12 protein-coding genes, 2 rRNA genes and 1 riboswitch are annotated in these 21,217 nt (G+C 46.6%); of the genes, 7 read left to right on the top strand and 7 right to left on the bottom strand.

The features are described from left to right. Together L5M28_RS22735 and L5M28_RS22730 are read right to left on the bottom strand one after the other, a co-directional pair. Nucleotides 1-3,742 (bottom strand): PAS domain S-box protein (locus L5M28_RS22735; protein WP_263204466.1); only part of this gene is annotated, 3,742 nt, incomplete at its 3' end. A gap of 144 nt (nucleotides 3,743-3,886) precedes the next feature. Beyond that, complete coding sequence (locus L5M28_RS22730; protein WP_263204465.1) at nucleotides 3,887-5,245, bottom strand: alanine/glycine:cation symporter family protein; 1,359 nt, start codon at nucleotides 5,243-5,245, stop codon at nucleotides 3,887-3,889. 250 nt (nucleotides 5,246-5,495) lie between these two features. After that, a riboswitch (glycine riboswitch) is annotated at nucleotides 5,496-5,625 on the bottom strand. A gap of 448 nt (nucleotides 5,626-6,073) precedes the next feature. Here L5M28_RS22730 and L5M28_RS22725 point away from each other — a divergent pair. From L5M28_RS22725 to napB, 6 genes are all read left to right on the top strand, one after another. Then, nucleotides 6,074-6,748 carry an ABC transporter ATP-binding protein gene (locus tag L5M28_RS22725; protein WP_263204464.1) on the top strand — a complete coding sequence of 225 codons (675 nt, stop codon included), beginning with the start codon at nucleotides 6,074-6,076 and terminating at the stop codon, nucleotides 6,746-6,748. After that, entirely contained in the window at nucleotides 6,738-9,407 is a 2,670-nt protein-coding gene (locus L5M28_RS22720) for an FtsX-like permease family protein (protein ID WP_263204463.1), read from the top strand. The genes L5M28_RS22725 and L5M28_RS22720 overlap by 11 nt, the downstream gene beginning before the upstream one ends. Further along, nucleotides 9,407-10,606, top strand: coding sequence for a lipocalin-like domain-containing protein (locus L5M28_RS22715; protein ID WP_263204462.1), 1,200 nt, complete (start codon nucleotides 9,407-9,409; stop codon nucleotides 10,604-10,606). The genes L5M28_RS22720 and L5M28_RS22715 overlap by 1 nt, the downstream gene beginning before the upstream one ends. A gap of 439 nt (nucleotides 10,607-11,045) precedes the next feature. After that, nucleotides 11,046-11,315, top strand: a complete 270-nt coding sequence (locus tag L5M28_RS22710) for a chaperone NapD (RefSeq protein ID WP_168822470.1) — start codon at nucleotides 11,046-11,048, stop codon at nucleotides 11,313-11,315. Next, nucleotides 11,312-13,807: a nitrate reductase catalytic subunit NapA gene (gene napA / locus L5M28_RS22705; protein ID WP_263204461.1), complete on the top strand. Its 2,496-nt coding sequence runs from the start codon at nucleotides 11,312-11,314 to the stop codon at nucleotides 13,805-13,807. The genes L5M28_RS22710 and napA overlap by 4 nt, the downstream gene beginning before the upstream one ends. Next, nucleotides 13,804-14,235 carry a nitrate reductase cytochrome c-type subunit NapB gene (napB, locus tag L5M28_RS22700; RefSeq protein WP_113939717.1) on the top strand — a complete coding sequence of 144 codons (432 nt, stop codon included), beginning with the start codon at nucleotides 13,804-13,806 and terminating at the stop codon, nucleotides 14,233-14,235. The genes napA and napB overlap by 4 nt, the downstream gene beginning before the upstream one ends. A 267-nt stretch (nucleotides 14,236-14,502) precedes the next feature. On the opposite strand, the gene L5M28_RS22695 is transcribed toward napB, so the two are convergent. After that, nucleotides 14,503-14,655 carry a hypothetical protein gene (locus tag L5M28_RS22695; protein WP_263204460.1) on the bottom strand — a complete coding sequence of 51 codons (153 nt, stop codon included), beginning with the start codon at nucleotides 14,653-14,655 and terminating at the stop codon, nucleotides 14,503-14,505. A 93-nt stretch (nucleotides 14,656-14,748) separates the two neighbouring features. Between L5M28_RS22695 and L5M28_RS22690 the strand changes: the two genes are divergently transcribed. Next, a complete protein-coding gene (locus L5M28_RS22690) occupies nucleotides 14,749-15,636 on the top strand; it encodes a LysR family transcriptional regulator (protein WP_105251505.1) in 888 nt (295 codons plus the stop codon). Nucleotides 15,637-15,788: 152 nt separating this feature from the next. On the opposite strand, the gene fusA is transcribed toward L5M28_RS22690, so the two are convergent. The 4 genes from fusA to L5M28_RS22670 all read right to left on the bottom strand — a co-directional run. Next, entirely contained in the window at nucleotides 15,789-17,882 is a 2,094-nt protein-coding gene (gene fusA, locus L5M28_RS22685; RefSeq protein WP_107402610.1) for an elongation factor G, read from the bottom strand. 440 nt (nucleotides 17,883-18,322) lie between these two features. Then, nucleotides 18,323-19,777, bottom strand: coding sequence for a diguanylate cyclase (locus tag L5M28_RS22680; protein ID WP_263204459.1), 1,455 nt, complete (start codon nucleotides 19,775-19,777; stop codon nucleotides 18,323-18,325). A 956-nt stretch (nucleotides 19,778-20,733) separates the two neighbouring features. Continuing rightward, nucleotides 20,734-20,849: ribosomal RNA gene (gene rrf / locus L5M28_RS22675) — 5S ribosomal RNA — on the bottom strand. A gap of 138 nt (nucleotides 20,850-20,987) precedes the next feature. After that, nucleotides 20,988-21,217 (bottom strand): 23S ribosomal RNA (locus L5M28_RS22670); the annotation flags it as partial.

Below are 21,217 nucleotides of genomic sequence, written 5' to 3'. Positions count from 1 at the left end.
TGCTTGAAGCCGGCATGAGTGTGGTTATTAAATGACCACTCGTAATCTCACCCTGGTATTTACGGGTGGTTGAAGTATCCGCTTGGGTAAAGGATTTAAATAATTTTGCTTGCTGCTGCTCAGTTAAGCCTATGCCGCTGTCACGCACACTAAAACGCAGCACGACATCATCATCTTGCTGTTCAACAAGATTTAACGACAGTAATACTTCACCCCGCTCGGTGAACTTAATGGCGTTATTCATCAAGTTAATCAACACTTGACCTAAGCGTAGCGAATCACCATATAAATAACGCGGCACGTTAGGGGCGACTGCAAATAACAATTCAATCTGCTTGTGGGCGGCTTTTTCAGAAAACATATCGCTGAGATCTTCCAGCATAGTATCGAGCTGAAATGGCACAGATTCTATGTCGAGCTTACCCGCTTCAATCTTAGAGAAATCCAGAATGTCATTGATAATAGACAGTAAAGACTGCGATGCCCGCTCAATCTTCTCCACATAGTTTTTCTGTTTTTTATCTAATTCGGTCTGTAAACACAGCTGGGACATGCCGATAATGGCATTCATTGGGGTGCGTATTTCGTGGGACATATTCGCCAAGAAGTCACCCTTTGCTTTACTGGCGGCATCGGCTTGCTCTTTGGCAAGTAACAGTTCATCGGAGAGCAATTTAAGCTCTGTCATATCGACCATGCTGATCACAGCCGATTCAAATTGTCCTTGGGCATCTAACAGTGCCGACACATTGACCGTCATCCATAAAGGCGCACCAGAAGGACGAATAAAGCTTCTCTCGCCACGATAATGGTCAATTTTGCCACCGACCAATTCCTTAAATTGCGCCTTGGCAATAAGCTTATCTTGCGCGCTAAGGACCTCAAAAATTGCGGTATTGCGTAAACTCTCCCGTGACCGCGCCATATCGGCACAGAATTGGTCATTACAATCTAAGATAACGCCTTTAACATCCACATTGACAATACCAATGGTCGCACCATCGAACAGTGCCTTAAAGTGCGCTTCACTGAGGGCTAACTCTTGTTCTATGCTCTTGCGTTGGGTGATGTCCATTACATACCCATTCCAAGTAATGGCGCCATCTTCTTCTACATGGCCGCTCGCACCCGCCTCCATCCAACGTATGCTGCCATTGGGATGGCGATAACGAAACTCGCGGATCCATTGAAACCTATCTTCACTCTTACCTGAAAGTGCCCGCACGACGTCCGGCCTTTCGTCATCAAAAATCCGCTCAGCGATGGTGTCAAAATTACTAATAAGATCATCACGATGTAGCCCCAGCATTTTCATTGCCGCACCAGAGAGAAAGGTAAATCTGCGATCAGTAGGCGAGTGCCATAACAATTGGTACACGGTACAAGGAATAGACTCTGTAATATTGGTCAATTGCAGGCGCGAAGCCTCCAACTGCCCTATAGCAAGCTTACTCTCTGTGATGTCATCAATACTGCCGTCGAACCAAAGTGGAACGCCCTCTTCGGTATAACTTGCCTTACCTTTCTCATGCACCCAGCGCACACTGCCATCGCGATGGCGGATACGATATTCCACTTCAAAGGTTTCTTGCTGCGCGAGTGCTCTATCAATATGCAAATGACATGTAGGCCGATCCTCTTCTAAAATCAGCGAAGCAAAAGTACGTTGGCGATTTTCAATAAACTGACTCGCTGCATAACCCGTAATCTCAGCAATATTGTCACTGATATATTCCATGAACCATACATCCGCGATACGAGTCCGATAAACGGCGCCGGGAATATTAGTCACTAAGCCACGAAAACGCTGTTCGCTATCACGGATCTTCTGCTCAACGGCCAGTTTTTGTGTCATATCGCGTATTGAAGCCGCCACTTGCCTTTGTCCATCAAAGGCAGGGGGAAGAATACTCAGCGCTATTTCCGCAATAAATTCATTACCATCGGCTTTTAAAGCCCGAACATGACGCGCATTTGCCATGCCTCTATCGCGGCCTTCGCGCAGGAATGTTTGCCGCTCAAGTACATGCCCGTTTCCTAACTCTTGCGGCAATAATGCCTCAACCTGCAAACCCAGCATAGCGCCCGATTCGTATCCAAAGAGCTGCTGACAGCGACTGTTAGTAAAGACGATTTTCCCAAGTTCGTCGACAATGAGCATGGCCTCTGGAGCGGCTTCTAGTACGGCATTTGACCAGACTGCTGCTGAAAACTGCTCAGTAACATCGGTAAATAACATCTCCACCGACATTAACTCACCCGTATCTGATAATAACGGCTGCATAAATACATCGAGCCTTCTTAAATGCCCTTTTTCATCCAGCATTTCAACTTGATGCGAAGGCACATTTTGGCCCTTTAAGGCCAAATCGGTATATTCCCAGTTTTTCTCATTAAGGGGATTAGCCGAGAAGAGCCTTTGATATTTTCGCTTGAGCAAATCAGGGGTAATCCCCAACACCTTAGTTACCCCCTCACTGACTTGGGCGAGTTGACCATTAGGTTCTAGGGAACAATAGAAAGATTTATCGCTCATACCATCAATTAGGCGCGCAAAGCGGTTGCCACGGGAATCAAGAATGGCTTGTTCACGTTCTGCGAGTAATTCCGCCATTTGATTGAAGGTAGTACTCAGCGTCACTATTTCACTCACGGCACCTTTAGGTACAATGAGCTGCTGAGCTTTACCCTGTCCAAAGGACAAGATACCCGACTCGAGTAGCTCTAACGGCCGAGTTAATCGTTTCGCCGCCAGATAACAAGTCAGCAATAATAAGAGGGTTAATAAACTTAAATTGAGGATAATAGATGCTAGATCATCAAGTAGGGAGTTGAATAAATCTTGTTCTGGCGCGAATACAATCACACGCCACTTTAATTGAGGGACAGTCGCAATACTCGCAAGATAAACAACATCTTGGTTATCAACAAACCTTGCTTGACCATCAAGCCTTTTATCCTGTAGCGTCCAAAAATCGGCATTTTTATCTTTATTCTTATCGAGCCACTGGGCTGAAGTCGTTGCCAGCACTTTTTCTTTATCTATATGATAAATAAGCCGCCCTTGGTCGTCTAAAACCACCAGACGATTTGGTGCAACCCCCAATTGTTTTGGCAATCCATCTAAGGCTAAATCAACCGTCGCAACCCCAAAATAATTACCTACCGCACCAAAAGGAGCCGAATAGGTCACCATCAGAATATTCCCCGCCCCCTCATCAAAGTATGCCTTTGACCAATAACCGTTCGCTTGATTGATAGCCTTGCTCCACCAATCCCAAGTGCCATCGGTATAGTCGTAGCCTTCAGCGCCAATATCGAGGTAGTGTAAATCGTTACCACCACTTGTATCGCGGTAAACATAGGGAGAAAAGAGCTTGCGGTTAGGAAAAGTGTTGGGTTTAAATGCAACTGCGGAGCCAAAAAAGTCAGGATGACGTTTGACTCGATTCATCAAGACACTTTTAACACTCTCAGTGTCATTCATGTCTTCTTTACTTGACAAAAAACCAATAAAATCAGCAAGACCTTGGGTGTTGGCCTGCGCATGTTCGAGCAGAAACTGCAGACGAGAAGCCGAATGACTCGCCTCTTGTGTCAGGCTATGGTACAGCCGATTCTCTGAGGAGATATAACTAAACCAAGCGTTTACACTATAAACACTCGCCATAATTACAATGAGAGGCAAGGCTATGTGGGATAAAATCCTACTGCGAAAAGTACGAAGTTTACTTTTTTCCATGGCGTCGCCCTAAAGCCCCCGATTTTATAAGCACTGCATTTAAAAATAGCACTTATAAAGTAAACGAAGAATTTAGTGGCGACAATGTCAAAGTTAAAATAATGTGAAGTAATTTATTGTTTTAAAAACACTAATAAGCCGTCTCTAAGAAGCCGTCTCTAAGGTTTGATTAGGTAAGATACGAGCAAAATAGCTTTGGGTTTCGGCGATAATGATATGCCTCAAGCCCACAATGGCGATCAAGTTAGGGATAGCCATCAAACCATTAACCGTATCGGCCAACAACCAAATCACATCCAGTTTGATAAAAGCACCACCCGCAATCAGCACCAAAAACACCACTTGATACATGCGTAATCCGCGCTCACCGACTAAATAATACCAACAGCGTTCACCATAATAATGCCAGCCCAAAATCGTGGTAAACGCAAAACACACTAGCGCAATCGTCACCAAATACTGACCCACAAGCGCTGAGCCTCCCAGAGCAAAAGCAGCACTCGTCATCGCGGCACCCGCAGTCTCACCACTCCATACCCCAGTGATGATCAGCACTAACCCCGTCATAGTGCAAATGATAATGGTATCGAAGAAAGTACCCGTCATGCTGACGAGACCTTGCTCAACGGGTTCATTGGTCTTAGCGGCAGCGGCGGCAATGGGTGCACTGCCTAATCCAGATTCGTTCGAGAACACACCTCGGGCAATACCGATTTGAATCGCCTGCGCGACTGTCGCCCCTAAAAATCCCCCCGCAGCTGAGAGTGGCGTAAAGGCAGATTCAATCACTAAAGCTAAGGCGGGTAAAATCTGCTCGGAGAAACCGACTAAGATCCACACGCAGGCCAACACATAACCAATCGACATCGCAGGCACAAGTTTTTGCGCCACATTTGAAATACGCTTAACCCCACCCAAGGTAACTGCGGCCACTAAAAATGTCAGTACGGCCGCGGTTAACCAAGTCGGCACCTCAAAGGCGATCGTCAGCGCATCGCTAATGGCATTGACCTGTGCAAAAGTACCAATACCGAAAAAGGCCACACCAACCCCAAAGAGAGCGAACAATTTCGCCATCCAAGGTAGACCAAGGCCGCGCTCGATATAATACATAGGGCCACCCGCAATCTGCCCACGAGCATCGGTGGTACGGTACTTTACCGCCAACATACATTCAGCATATTTAGTCGCCATGCCGAAAAATGCCGCCAACCACATCCAAAATAACGCCCCTGGCCCGCCCATTTTTATTGCCGTCGCCACGCCGACAATATTACCGGTACCGATAGTGGCGGACAGCGCCGTACAAAGCGCTGCAAAGGAAGATAAATCCCCATGACCTTTGGCGGGTTTAAACAACAATCCCATCGCCATCGGCAGACGAAATACTTGGATAAGCTTGAGACGCACAGTGAGGTAAACCCCTGTACCCACCAGCAAACAAAGGGTAATTGGGCCCCAGACGATGCCATTAATACTGGCAAGTAAAGCTTGAAAACTCATGATATTCCTCGAATATTAAACAACAAAATTAATAAACGGAGGAGGAAAAGAAATGGCTGTGACGCGCCGCAGTCGGACGCTATAGCGAACTATTTTGACCTAATCTCGGCCGAGAATCGCCTAAGCCGAACGCTAAAAGCGTAGCAAGCGAGAGCTCTACACGAGTGCTTTCAATAAGAGCAAAAGTGCTCCATCTCAAGCAAAAGAGTAAAAATAGCCCACGACGACAAACGACAGGGACTGTGCAGTCATCCTCTCCTCTGTCCTTTTGCCTGAGCGTTTCGCGTCGCAGGTTATACAATAACACCACGACACTTTCGCCTTCGGCGCCACCTGATTGCACAATGAGTGCAACTGGTAGTCTCTCCAGAGGCTCGTCCAGTAACAGTCCACGCCTATCGGCACCTGAAAGAGTGCTTTGTTTTTTATAAGAAGACTCGCTTCTGTAAAACCAAAGTTGCCTCGTCGGTGTGGGGTCAATTCCCCACTCTCCTGCTACCTTCATCCGAACGGATTGCTAGATTGAGATTTACTCCCAAGCTAACAGGACGCACAGAATGCAACAAATGCGGCGTCAGCTCAAGCCGTTTGCTCACAGTTCGCGGAGGATTTAATCCAGTTGACTATTTTTACACCAAATGACGATTTATGTTTTGTTACTCAGTGGATGATCCTATTACAAGAAAAATCAGTATCTATCTGAATAGAAAATGCTTTATCTTGAACATAGAATGGCAATGCTAAATTGCGGCCACTAAGTAAGTTGCCGCCGCAGTTTGAAACACGGCTTACCACACCCGCCGCCAATGGATATAAAGGAGTTGCTCAATGGCCGACGTCGCTAAGCTTAACCAAGTCACCAAAGGCTTTCGCGATGGTGAGCAATATCATCAAGTACTGCAAGCGGTTAATCTACAGATCCACAGAGGTGAAACCGTGGCGCTCACAGGTCCCAGCGGCAGCGGCAAAAGCACCTTACTCAACCTGATCGCCGGTTTTGAAATGCCAGACTCGGGTGAAATCTTGGTAGAACAAGCATCCACCTCAACTTGGCAAGATAAAGAGTGGAGCCGTTTCAGACGTAATTCCTTAGGTGTCGTGTTTCAGCAATTTAACTTACTCACGCCACTCAACGTGAAAGACAATATCGCCTTCTCCTTAAGTTTAACCGCGCAGCCGTGGTCAGCCTGGTGTGACTATCTGGTTGAAAAACTAGGGCTCTTGCCATTACTTCACCGCCAAGTTGAAGCCCTGTCAGGCGGTCAACAACAACGTGTCGCCATCGCCCGCGCCTTAGCCCACAAACCAACCTTACTCTTGGCCGACGAACCTACGGGTAACTTAGATGATGTATCGGGTAAGCAAGTCATGGCATTACTGTGTGAACTGGCACGGGAAAGCCAAACCAGTATCTTGATGGTCACCCACAGCGAAGAGTGCGCCGCCTTTATGCAAAAACGTTGGCACTTATCCCAAGGTGCAGTCGCTATTTATGAACAATAAACAGCTCACTAAGGCGACTCCCACAGCGCTTAAGCAAACAGAACTTAAACAGACTGGACTTAAGCAAACTTGGCTAAAGTCAACTTGGCTGAGGCTGACGTGGCTCAGCCTAAAGGTTTTTATCGCCCATTATCGCCATGCGCCCATACAAGCAGGTGCCATTCTGCTCGGTATCGCCTTAGCCGTCACTCTGCTCATTGGAGTCAAGGCAACCAATGACAATGCCGTGCGCAGCTATAGCGATGCGACTGAGTTACTGAGTCAACGCGCCGATGTGCTACTCACGCCGCCCCTAGGACAAAACACTTTAGATGAATCTGTCTATTTCGCCTTGAGACGAGCCGGATTAAGTCAGAGTCTCGCCGTCGTAAGTGGCAAAATCTCCGGTAAAAACGGTCAGTTCTGGCAACTGGAAGGCAGCGATTTGATCGCTGCATTAACACTACAAAAATCGAGAAGTAACGCCTCGACTGACACACAATCAGCCACCTCACCACAGATGAATGACTTACCGCTTGCCGATCTCATCAACGGCGCAGCCACAGTAATCATGAGCCGCAGCCTAGCAGCCAAAGTGGCGCCCGACGGTAAACTTGTTTTAGAAAATAGCACCTTAGATGTCATTGCAATTGATGACAGTTTTGGTCTAGGAAGCGCCATCTTGGCCGATATGTCCCTCGCCCAGCGATTACTAAACATGCAAGGCAGATTGAGCTATATCGCCATGTTCAGTGAGCGAGAAAACCTACCTAAACTAAAATCCCAACTCGACGCTTTAGGGATTACGCCCCAAAAGGCCAGCTTTAGCCAGCAAGATCAAGGTCAAGCGCTGATAGCGCTGACCCGCAGTTTTCACCTTAATCTTAATGCCATGAGCATGTTAGCCTTCGTTGTCGGCCTCTTTATCGCCTACAACGGTGTGCGCTACAGCCTAATGAAACGGCAAAAACTATTAGTGCAATTATTACAACAGGGAATCGAGCGCCGCGCCTTGATGACGGCGCTGATGTTCGAATTAATTTTGTTAGTTGTCATAGGTTCAAGTTTGGGCTTTATCAGTGGTTTGCAACTCAGCCACTGGCTGCAACCTATGGTCGCCATGACCTTAGAGCAAATGTATGGCGCCCACTTGCTCCCCGGTATTTGGCAATGGACTTGGCTTTTTGAGGCAATTGCCCTCACCTTAATTGCCGCGCTCGCCGCTTGCTTGCCATTGTATTTAGATCTTACGCGCCAAGCATTGGCGCAAGGGGCGAATCGTTATCAGCAAATGCAGGCACACCGCAAAACCCATAGCATTCAATTTGCCTTAGCCTGTGGCTTATTGACCTTAGCAGCGTTGCTGTTTCCCTTCAGCCAAAGCTATAACATCAGCTTAGTGTTGCTCGGTATCGTCGCTATCGCTATTCCCTTATTGTTGCCGCAATTATTGCATTGGGGCGTCAGTGCGTTAATGCCCTTGGCGCGTCCTGGATTATGGCAATATCAGCTCGCCGAAACCCGTGAGCTTATTGCACCGCTCTCCTTGGCTATGATGGCAATCTTGCTGGCGCTCAGTGCCAATGTGTCGATGAACACCCTCGTTGGAAGCTTCGAGCAAACCCTGCGAACTTGGCTAGAAACTCGCTTGCATGCCGATCTCTATATCCGCCCACCGAGCCAGCGTATCGACACGATTCAAACCCAATTGATGCAGGATCCTAGAGTCAGCGGTCTTTATCAGCAGTGGCAAATTGAAGCCCTGCTTTCACTGCCAGTTTCGACGGATAATCCGAGCGAGCAGACGATTCCGGTGAGTCTACTCAGTCGCGATGAATTTTCGACTCGGCACACCAGTGCGCTTAAGGAAAGCCTGCCCACATTGTGGCAATCCTACTTTAATGCACCCGTTGTATTGGTGAGCGAGCCTCTTGCCATCAAATACCAATTACAGCTTGGTGATACTGTGTCATTGGATGTGCTCGAGAAAACAGGTAGCAGCAAAGCCATTATTGGCGGCATTTATTATGACCACGGCAATACCCGAAACGAGGTCATTATCAGCCAGCCACTTTGGCAACGGGCCCAGTTACCTGTACTGCCAGTCAGTTTAGCGGCAAGTTTTCACGGTAAAGAGCAAGGCAGTAGGATAAGCGAAGCAGAACTGGATCAACTACAAGTCCAACTGGCGACTGAGTTAGGTTTATCCCAAGCGCAAATCTACAGCCAAACTAAGATAAAAACCCAAGCTATCGCTATGTTTAAACGCACTTTTTCCATTACCTTAGTGCTGAATAGTTTAACCTTGATTGTCGCCGCGATTGGCCTCTTTAGTGCCTGCTTAATGTTGACTCAGGCAAGGCAAGCGCCACTGGCACGGCTGTATTCCCTCGGCGTCAGTCGTAATGCGCTGCGCGGTATGGTGTTTATGCAGATGTTGATTGTGGTACTGATCACTTGCCTGCTCGCTATGCCAACGGGCGCGCTGTTAGGTTACCTGCTTATTAATAAGATCACCTTGCAAGCCTTTGGCTGGACGATAAAAATGATTTGGGATTGGCAAGCTTACGGCCATGCAATACTGATTGCCTTAACCACCTGCACCTTAGCCGTACTCTTACCGCTGTATTGGCAAACCCGCAAGCCACTGGTCGCTAGTCTGCAGCAGGAGACCCTGTGATGAAAACACTCAGTATTGTATGGGCAGTGGTTGGGTTAATGCTGATCGGCGGCTGCGATAAAACGCCATCGACGCAAAACACTCAGTCCAAATCCATGGCCAATGTGGTGGGGAAAACCTCTACTAATCAAGATGATTTAGCTTTTACGCCTGTTGTTCCCGGCTATAGATTTGAATTTCCGCGGGATCACTTGGCGCACAATGGCTTTCGTCAGGAATGGTGGTATCTGACCGCGAATTTAACCACAGAAACAGGTGAGCAACTCGGCGTCCAGTGGACGCAGTTTAGAGTCGCCCTGAAACCCACAACTCTGCAAACAATCGCTCTACAAACAACAGTTCCGCAAGTAACAGATGCAACGCCCAAAAGTGAATCCACTTGGGAGACTCAGCAGCTTTATTTAGCCCACAGTGCATTAACCTCGAGTAATGCTCACTTGGCCCACGAAAAGTGGTCACGCCGCCATAGCGAGTTTGCCGAGGTGAATTTAGATCCTTATCAAATCCGCCTCGATAACTGGCACTGGCAGAGCGAAACCAATGCACTCTTTCCCGCGACCTTAACGGTGGAGAATTCTGATTTTAGCTATCGACTTCAGCTTAATAGCCAAGCGCCACTGCAATACCAAGGCGTTAACGGCTATAGCCTTAAAAGCCGCGACGGCCAAGTAGCCTCTTACTATTACAGCCAACCCTTTATTGAAATTTCAGGTGAAATCAACCGCAATGGCAAAGTGGAGCAAGTCACAGGCCAAGGTTGGCTCGACAGGGAATGGAGCTCGCAATTTCTCACTAAAACGCAACAGGGCTGGGATTGGTTCGCGCTCAGGTTAAACGATGGCTCGACGCTGATGTTGTTTCAGTTACGGGATCAGTCTCCGGCAGAGTCCGCAAAGAATGCACCTATCTCAGCATTTTATAGCGCCAGAAGAATGTTTGCCGATGGCACAGGTCGCAACATCAATTCCACTAACAATCCCAATGACATTCAGATGACGCCTCTTAGATGGCAACACACAGTCAATGGCGACTATCCCGTTAGCTGGCAAGTCAAAATCCCCAGCGAAAATATCGATCTCACTATCACCCCGCTCAATGCCAATAGCGCTATGCCATTATCAACGCCCTACTGGGAAGGCCCAGTGCATCTCTCTGGCAGCCATACAGGTACGGGTTATATGGAGCTAACGGGCTATTAACGTCTTATATATACTAAACAATGTGAATATAACTAATTATTCCTAAATATGTTCTATCGAAGGATTTTGCAAACATGCACGTCAGCTATTGCTCTTACTCAGAAATTTTATAAACACCTGTAATTGGTAAAAAAGTATAGGATTCCTATCTACACACTTGTGCTTCCGTTAATGTTCACGGGTTCCAGATATGCACAATAGTATTCTCCATAAATGTACTCCTCACTATGTCCTAGTGAGGACAGTGCTAACCGCTTAAATATCAAACTGGGAGTTAGATCACTCGCAAAACTTTGATCCGGATCGACTATCGCTTTCAATACCTCTTGTGAGGTATACCCACATTTTTTATCAGGTCTAGACTCGCCAGTATCAGCACTCGGTTACCCTCCTTTTTAATCTTAAGCAACCGAGTTTACACTACTACAGGTCATCCCATATGAGTCAGGAATACCACGTCACCAGCCTTGTGGTGCATGCCACGCCTAAAGCCTTACAGCAGGTTGAAGCCAATATCCTCGCATTAGTGGGTACCGATATTCATGCAATTACACCCGAAGGAAAATTGGTTGTCACCCTAGAAGGGAGTAGCCAAAGAGCGATTCTTGACAATATTGAAGCCATCAATGCCCTGTCCGGCGTGTTATCTGCCAGCTTGATTTACCACCAAGTAGAACCCTTAGTACAAGAGAGTGAGGAAATATTATGAGCATAAGCCGCCGCGAGTTTCTCAAGGCCAACGCAGCGGTTGCCGCTGCGACGGCCGTTGGCGTCACACTTCCCATTAAGATGGTCGAAGCCGCCGAACAAGCTGACAGTATCAAGTGGGATAAAGCTCCCTGCCGTTTCTGCGGTGTGGGGTGTAGCGTATTAGTGGGCACCCAAGCGGGCAAAGTGGTCGCCACTAAGGGCGATCCTGAAAGTCCAGTCAACCGTGGCCTTAACTGTATTAAAGGTTATTTCCTATCAAAAATCATGTACGGCAAGGACAGATTAACCACGCCATTGCTGCGGATGAAAGACGGCAAATACCATAAAGAAGGTGAGTTCACCCCAGTCAGCTGGGATGTGGCCTTCGATACTATGGCCTCGAAATGGAAACACAGTCTCGCCACCAAAGGCCCGACGTCAGTGGGTATGTTTGGTTCCGGCCAATGGACTATTTGGGAAGGTTATGCCGCCTCTAAACTTCATAAAGCAGGCTTCCTTACCAACAATATAGATCCCAATGCGCGCCACTGCATGGCCTCAGCCGTAGGCGGCTTTATGCGCACCTTCGGTATCGATGAGCCCATGGGTTGTTATGACGATTTAGAAGCCGCCGATCAGTTTGTGCTCTGGGGCGCAAACATGGCGGAGATGCACCCAATTCTGTGGGCACGAATATCCGATAGACGTTTAAGCAGTCCAACGTGCCGAGTGCATGTGCTGTCGACCTTTGAGAACCGCAGCTTCGATTTAGCCGATAACCCTATGGTGTTCCGCCCACAGTCGGACTTAGTGATCCTCAACTATATCGCCAATTACATTATTGAAAATAAAGCCGTTAATACCGACTTTGTTACCAAACACACTAAGTTTGCCCTTGGGGTAGATGATATCGGCTATGGCCTGCGTCCAGACCATCCATTAGAGAAAAAGGCTAAAAATCCAGGAAATGGTAAATCCACGCCCATTAGCTTTGACGAGTATGCCAAGTTTGTCAGCACTTATACGCTGGAATATGCCGCCAAGATGAGTGGCGTCGAGCCAGAGAAGCTGGAGATTTTAGCCAAAGCCTATGCCGACCCTAATGTTAAAGTCATGAGTCTGTGGACCATGGGCATTAACCAACACGTTCGCGGCGTGTGGGCGAACAACATGCTTTACAACATCCATTTGCTCACGGGCAAAATTGCCACACCGGGTAACAGTCCATTCTCGTTAACCGGTCAACCTTCGGCTTGCGGTACTGCACGTGAAGTCGGTACTTTCGCCCACCGTTTACCCGCCGATATGGAAGTCACTAACGACAAGCACCGCGCCATTACCGAAAAGCTATGGCAAGTGCCTGAAGGGACCATCCCCGCCAAACCTGGCTACCATGCCGTACTCCAGAGCCGTATGCTAAAAGATGGCAAGCTCAACTGTTACTGGACCATGTGTACCAATAATATGCAGGCTGGCCCCAACATCAACGATGAGATTTACCCTGGCTTTCGTAACCCAGAAAACTTTATCGTGGTTTCAGATCCTTACCCAACCATCACAGCTATGGCGGCAGATTTAATTTTGCCAACTGCAATGTGGGTTGAAAAAGAAGGAGCTTACGGCAATGCCGAGCGCCGTACTCATATGTGGCATCAGCAAGTAAAAGCCCCAGAAGGCGCAACCTCAGATCTGTGGCAACTAGTCGAATTTTCGAAACGATTCAAAGTCTCCGAAGTCTGGCCAGCCGAACTAATAGCCAAACAACCGGAATACGCGGATAAAACCTTATATGAAGTGCTATTTGCCAATGGCGTGATCGACAAGTTCCCAACTTCCGATTGCAAAGCCGAATTAAACGATGAGAGCAAACACTTCGGTTTCTACCTGCAAAAAGGGATTTTCGAAGAATATGCAGCTTTCGGTCGTGGCCATGGCCATGATTTAGCCGACTTTGACCGTTACCACGAAACCCGCGGCCTACGCTGGCCAGTCGTTAATGGCAAAGAAACGCTGCGTCGTTTCGTTGAGGGGAGCGATCCTTATGTCAAAGCGGGTGAAGGCTTTAAATTCTATGGCAAGCCAGATGGCAAAGCGGTGATTTTCGCCCTGCCCTATGAGCCCGCCGCCGAAGAGCCGAATGAAGAGTACGATTTGTGGATGTCGACTGGCCGCGTGCTGGAGCATTGGCACACTGGCTCAATGACAGCCCGCGTACCCGAGCTTTACCGTGCCTACCCCGACGCGCAGATTTTCATGCATCCAGAAGATGCGAAAGCTCGCGGCGTACAACGTGGTGACGAAGTCATAGTGGCCTCACCGCGCGGTGAAGTGAAAACCCGAGTTGAAACCAAAGGCCGTAACAAACCGCCACGCGGCGTAGTATTTATGCCTTTCTTCGATGCGCGCCAGTTAGTCAACAAACTGATATTGGATGCGACCGATCCCCTGTCAAAAGAAACTGACTTTAAAAAATGCCCAGTGAAAGTCTTCAAGGCGGAGAATAACCAATGAGAAAAATACTCACCTTAACTGCGTTACTCGTCGCCATTACCGGCTGTTCAGGCCAGCAAACCGACACCAACGTAGCACCAGTTAATATTCAATCCCTCGCAGGAAACATGGCGATCACCGACATTCGCCCAGCCGATGCCATGGCGATTTATCCCAGTCGCGGCACAGCAATTGAGCGCAGTTTTAGCGAGCAACCACCGCTCATCCCACATAAGGACGATTACAAGATCACCTTAGATAAAAATGGCTGTTTAAGCTGCCATAGTTGGGACAAGGCAAAACGCATGAAAGCCACGCCAGTAGCTAAGTCCCACGTGATTGATGATAAAGGCACAGTCAACGGACATAACTATGCCTGTACTCAATGCCACGTCGCTCAGGCCGAAAACAAGCAACCACTCGTCGAGAATCAATTCTCCGGCAAGTAAATCTCCATCCCCTGCAGAGCAAAGCCATCCGAGTTTATGAGGGTGGCTTTTTTGCTATTTAAGCATCCAATCCTAATGAGTTGGCTTAGAGCCAGTAATGAGCATTCAAGTAAATATAAGACTAAACGTCTATCGCTGGTTGAGCATCCGTTGCTGAACAGTACTTTCGCCGAGGAAGGATTGAGCAGAAGTTAAAAAGGCAGAGTGAGAATCGAGGGAAATAAAAATAAGAGCAGAATCTAAAACACAGAAAAGTAAAAACCCAGCCTAGGCTGGGTTTACTTGTTGTTTTGCTTTATGCAAATCACCCGCTGGAGCCGTTTTAGTTACTTGCGCCGCTTTAGTGTTTTGCACATCTTTTGCCACAGGCATAGCCGCCTGCCACAAAGCACCTACCCACAGACTTGAACTTGATTTCATCGGTATTCCCCTGTTTTGTTAACAAGGTCAAAGTAATACTTAGGCTATCATTAGTAAAATGAATAAATTCCATAATATGGATTCCATTTGAGCATGAACATCCCAATCAAGACCTTACAGTGTTTTCTGACCTTAGTGGAAACTGAAAACTTTACCCGCGCCGCGCAGAAATGTTTTATCACCCAGCCGACACTAAGCAAAATAATCCAGAGACTTGAAGAAAGCCTTGGTGAAACCTTGCTGATCCGGAATAACCAAAAGGTTGAGTTAACTCAAGCTGGTCAGCTCTTTGAGCACAGTGCACGGGAAATCCTCGGCCAATGGCATAGGCTGCAGGAGGACATGAGTAACCTTAGCGGTCTTAAATCGGGGCGGTTGCGACTGGGTGTATGTCCTATGATGAGCAGTCTTATTATTGGTTTGCTCACTAGCTATCGTAAGCGTTATCCGGGAGTTGAACTACACATGTATGAGTACGGTGGATTCGGCTGCGAACAAGCATTGCTCAATAACAGTCTCGATATCGCCTTTACCGCGCTCCCCACGACCCATGAGACAGAACTCGTCAACCAACCCCTAACTAAGTACCCTTTACTCGCATGCCTGCCTGAAGGACATCCCTTAGCCGAGAAAGACCACTTAAAATGGCAGGACTTCCAGCCCTATCCTTTTATCCTCTATAACGAAGACTTCTCCCTCGCTAAACTGATTAATCGCCTCAGTCGCAAAGCAGGTGTTCAACTCAATATTGCCTTTCGCAGCGGCCAGTGGGATTTCCTCGCCGCCATGGTCGAAGCCGATATGGGCGTCGCTATTTTACCTGAGCCTATCTGCAATCGATTAAGCACCAGCAAACTGGTCTTTAAACCTATGCAGCCCGCAATGACATGGGATCTGGCGCTTATTTGGCGCCAAAGTTTACCTTTGACGCCGGCGGCCAAGGCCTTGCTCGAATTGAGTAAACAAAAAACTGAACGCTGAGAAGATAAAGCAAGAACTAACATTATTTTAAACAACGGGATACGAAACTTCGTCAGCCGTAGCGGGTGATTACAGTTGGATCTCGCCCATAAAAAAACCGCTGCGAGCCTAGAGGCCGACAGCGGTTTTTATTAGCTAAGGTAAGTTAAGAATTACTTCTTAGCTTCAGCAGCCTTACGTTCTTTAACTTGAGCAACAACTTTCTCAGCTACGCTAGCTGGACATTGGCTGTAGTGTGAGAACTCCATAGAGAACTGACCACGACCAGAAGTCATTGTACGTAAAGTACCGATATAACCGAACATTTCTGATAACGGTACGTCAGCTTTAACGCGAACACCTGTTACACCAGCAACTTGGTCTTTGATCATGCCGCGACGACGGTTTAAGTCACCGATCACATCACCCACGTTGTCATCTGGGCTGAACACGTCAACTTTCATGATTGGCTCAAGAAGTTGTGGTTTAGCTTTAGCGATAGACTGACGGAAAGCGCCTTTAGCAGCGATTTCGAACGCGATTGCTGATGAGTCAACTGCGTGGAATGCACCGTCAGTTAATTCGAACTCAACGTCTAACACTGGGAAGCCAGCGATAGTACCTGTGTTCATCATGCTCGCGAAACCTTTCTCAACTGCTGGCCAGAATTCCTTAGGAACGCTACCACCAACAACTGAAGATTTGAACACGAAACCAGTGTTTGGCTCACCTGGGCGGATGATATATTCGATCTTACCGAATTGACCAGAACCACCTGATTGTTTCTTGTGAGTGTATTGATCTTCAACCATTTGAGTAATGGTTTCACGGTAAGCAACTTGTGGCTCACCTACGATCAATTCAACACCATAAGTACGCTTCAGAATGTCTACTTTGATATCTAAGTGAAGTTCGCCCATACCTTTAAGGATGGTTTCACCTGAATCTTCGTCAGTTTCTACGCGGAATGATGGATCTTCAGCGATCATCTTACCGATAGCGATACCCATTTTCTCAGAACCGCCTTTATCTTTTGGCGCTACTGCGATAGAGATAACTGGCTCTGGGAACACCATAGCTTCTAAGGTAACGGGGTGTTTCACGTCACATAAAGTGTGACCAGTTTGAACGTTTTTCATACCCACGATAGCGATAATGTCGCCAGCTTGAGCAGATTCAATTTCAATACGGTCATCAGCTAGCATTTCACACATACGGCCGATACGTTCAGTTTTGCCAGTCGCGCTGTTCAGGATGGTATCACCCTTCTTCAGACGGCCTGAGTAGATACGTACGAAAGTCAGGGCACCGAAACGGTCATCCATGATTTTGAACGCTAACGCTTTTAATGGCTCATCAGCAGAAACGATAGCGAATTCGCCAGTTTCGTTGCCTTCTTCGTCAGTTAATGGCTGTGGTTCAACTTCGTCTGGTGCTGGTAAATAATCAACAACAGCATCAAGAACCAGTTGCATACCTTTGTTCTTGAACGCAGAACCACAGTATGTTGGGAAGAAAGCCATAGTACGAGTACCTTTGCGGATACAACGCTTGATATCTTCGATAGATGGCTCTTCGCCTTCCATGTACGCTTCCATCACAGCATCGTCTTGCTCAACGGCAGTTTCGATCAGCATTTCACGGTATTCTTCAACCATGTCAACCATGTCAGCAGGTACATCTTGGATATTAAAGTTTTCTGGTAAACCAGACTCATCCCACACGTATGCTTTACGAGATAATAGGTCAACAACACCAGTGAATTCGTCTTCAACACCGATTGGCAGAACCATAACCAGTGGAGTAGCAGCTAATACGTCTTTAGTTTGCTTAACTACGCGTAAGAAGTCAGCACCCATACGGTCTAACTTGTTTACGAAGATAATACGCGCAACTTCAGATTCGTTCGCATAGCGCCAGTTAGTTTCTGATTGAGGCTCAACACCGCCTGAACCACAGAATACACCGATACCGCCATCAAGCACTTTCAGAGAACGATAAACTTCAACGGTGAAGTCAACGTGTCCTGGAGTGTCGATAACGTTGAAACGGTGATCTCTCCAGAAGCAACTTACAGCAGCAGACTGAATAGTAATACCGCGCTCAGCTTCCTGTACCATGAAGTCAGTGGTAGATTCGCCATCGTGAGTCTCACCGGCTTTATGGATTCTTCCTGTTAACTTAAGGATACGCTCGGTGGTCGTGGTTTTACCCGCGTCAACGTGAGCGAAGATACCAATGTTTCTGTATTTGGATAATTCGGTCATGATTCAACTTTAATGAGTAGTTTAAGAAGTAGACGGAGTATGCGACAAACACCGACACACCGCACATCAGATTATTTTAGGCGCATATTGTAAATTGGAACCCTGCTCGGCGCAAATGGCTAGAGTACTTTTTCACGATAAAGTCGCGTAATAATTTAGGTAAATAGCCATAAACACGAACTAAAACAGATAAGTAAAACACTTTAGCTTATTTTTCACTCAATCAATAAAAAACCTTAAATAAACCTCATTTTAATGGGATAAAGCGATTTTCAAGGGATTTCTATCATATCGTCAGTACAAACATCAAACATTAACCTGCAAGCATGGATGCTAGAACAATCATGTTATACCTATCTCCAAAATAGAGATGACATCCGCGACTCACTTCAATCGCAGTCTTTTAGCCAAATAACCACAAATCAGTCTTGAGTAAACCCTTACGTGTCGATGCACATTTGATTACGCCCTTGTGCTTTAGCACGATAAAGGGCTCGATCTGCCCGCTCAAAACACAATTGTATAGGTTCGTTTTCTGCGAGCTTAGCGACACCAAAACTACAAGTTAAGTGAACATTGTCAGTAAATTGATAATTGTTAATCCTCTGCGCAATCCGCACACACAAGCTTTCAACTAATGGCAATGATGACTGTTGGCAGAGGATAACAAATTCTTCGCCACCCCAACGTGCAACAACATCAGAATCACGCACACAGTGCTGTAATACCTGTGACACTTGCTCAAGAATGCGATCGCCGACGTTATGCCCTAGCGTGTCATTAATCTCTTTAAAGTAGTCGATATCAATCATTACAAGGCACATGCCTGCCCCAGCAGATTTATCATGCTGCTCGTTATTAATAAAAAAGCGATTAAAGTAATGTCGGTTATACAATTTAGTTAAGGGGTCGTGGGTAGATAAAAATTCGAGTTCGGCATTTGACGCTTCAAGCTGTTCGCGTAAAGTTTCCAACTGCTTATTCTTATCGGTTAATCTTCGATTATATTGACTCATAAAGTAAGTTCTCGCTCCCAATATTAGGAGCAACAGACACGTCGCGCAGATAATTTGATACACAAGCGAATAGTTAGTCTCATCTATCACAGTCACATTATTCCACTTCTGATAAATCGTGATCCGCTCTTGCTCACTCACAGTGTTTAAGGCTTTATTTATCACAGGTAACAATGACTCTTGACCATAAGCGCCCCCCATCCGTAACTCATCTTCCGGCCCGCCCCAACCCGCAATTTTTAAATGTTCAAATCCCATTTGTTGAATGTAAGCGTTAACCGAAAACATTGACCCAACAAACAGATCTGCACGTTTATCCAGAACCGACTGCAATCCCGCAGGTTCACTGGCAACAGTAAGCATCTCTATCTGAGGATAATAATACTGAATATACTCAGCTAAACGACAACCTTTGGGCACGGCTAAAATACGCGTATTGATATTCTCCAATCCTTGCAGAAAAGGCTGTTCTTTAAGTGAAACAAGCACATTTGGTGAGCGGAAATAGACATCACTGAAGTGCAGATAAGTCTCGCGTATTAGCGTTTTATTCAACATAGGGGTTAAATCGCACTGACCACTTTGCAAAAAAGATAAAGTTTCGGTCCAAGAAGATGTCGGCACTAGCTGAAACTTAAGGGAAGAATGTGACTCAACATGACGAATATAGTCCGATGAAATCCCCAGATGCTTACCTTCTCGTATTCCTTCATAGGGCAACCAATCAGGATCAACGCAATAACGGACTATCACAGCAGACTTGGCGCTAACATCTTGATCCGCAAATTTAGCACTAGACACCATGAAACGATCAGCATTCACCAGTAATGGCATACACAGCAATAGCGACAATAACCTCAATAAGCCACGCAATTCCATTGAAATTTCAACCTAAAAGCTGATGCTAGATGGGGAATGTAAAAAAGTGTATACGTGAAAACCACACAATACCAATTCCCATCATTGCTTATACGAAACGCTCGTTTGTCCATTGTGTCTTAACGCCTTCGTACATCAGCAAAACTTATCTTCATAAGGTGATCAGTTGATGGGAAAGAACGTTGCTAAGTTCACTCAGTCCTAAGTTCACTCAGTCTGAGTTTGGTATCACATTTAAAAAGCCAATATTTATCGCTTGCTTCATCAGGGCTATCCTAAATAACCCCCCTTACTCGCCATCCAAAGCCATCATAACGCCTTTTGCAAACTACGATTATTGCAGCTGCACCTCGCCTTAACTTCTGCAGCTACGTTCTTTGGCCGCTATACCGCGATCATGATGGACTGTGCGGGGACATCAAACAAAGATGGCAGAAGATTTTATAATCTGAGATAAAGCTGCCACCTTATTCTCCGGAACTGAATCTGATAGAACAGTTGTAGCGGATATGAATAGAATTGATATAAAGCCAAATGGTGCAAATTATTCGTATCGTGGAAGGTAAAAAAGGGATTATCGAGAGAAAAATAGGAGGAAAACTGACTAATTAAATAGACACTAGGCTGGATTTAACAAATTGCGGACGCAAAAAAGCCAGCTTATTCAGCTGGCTTCGTTACATCTCAATGAGATAATTAGGCGCTTGGCGATGACCTACTCTCACATGGGGGTGAAATCATCGCGCTATAAATACGGAGTATTTAGCCATGATTGAACGCGAAGAAGCTTGTCTTCGTAGCTGGGGAGTCCGCTTAGCGGCGGGCGACCGCCATGGATGGTGGAAGTGTCAATATTGGAGGAATATTTATTGACCGACATCGAGATAAGTTTTTGCGAAGCGTATAAACACCAAAGCCCTAGCGGTTTAGGCTAGGGCTTTTGTGTTTATTTGGATGCTTGGCGATGACCTACTCTCACATGGGGAGACCCCACACTACCATCGGCACGTTTGCGTTTCACTTCTGAGTTCGGGATGGGATCAGGTGGTTCCACAAGGCTATTGTCACCAAGCAAATTCTGTTTATTACCGTGTCCATCTCTGGACCACGTTAATAATAATTCGGAAAGCTGATTTGCTTTGTATGAGTTCAMACTTTATCAAGTGTCGATATTCTGTCTAAGGCTKCTTATAAAACCCATCTGGGTTGTATGGTTAAGCCTCTCGAGTCATTAGTACATGTTAGCTCAACGCCTCACAACGCTTACACACCATGCCTATCAACGTCCTAGTCTCGAACGGCTCTTTAGAGGAATTAAATTCCTAGGGATGACTCATCTTAGGGCTCGCTTCCCGCTTAGATGCTTTCAGCGGTTATCGATTCCGAACGTAGCTACCGGGCAATGCCATTGGCATGACAACCCGAACACCAGCGGTTCGT

Source organism: Shewanella sp. SW32 (assembly GCF_025653365.1).
Classification (GTDB): domain Bacteria; phylum Pseudomonadota; class Gammaproteobacteria; order Enterobacterales; family Shewanellaceae; genus Shewanella; species Shewanella oncorhynchi.
This window is presented reverse-complemented; position numbering and strand designations above follow the sequence as displayed.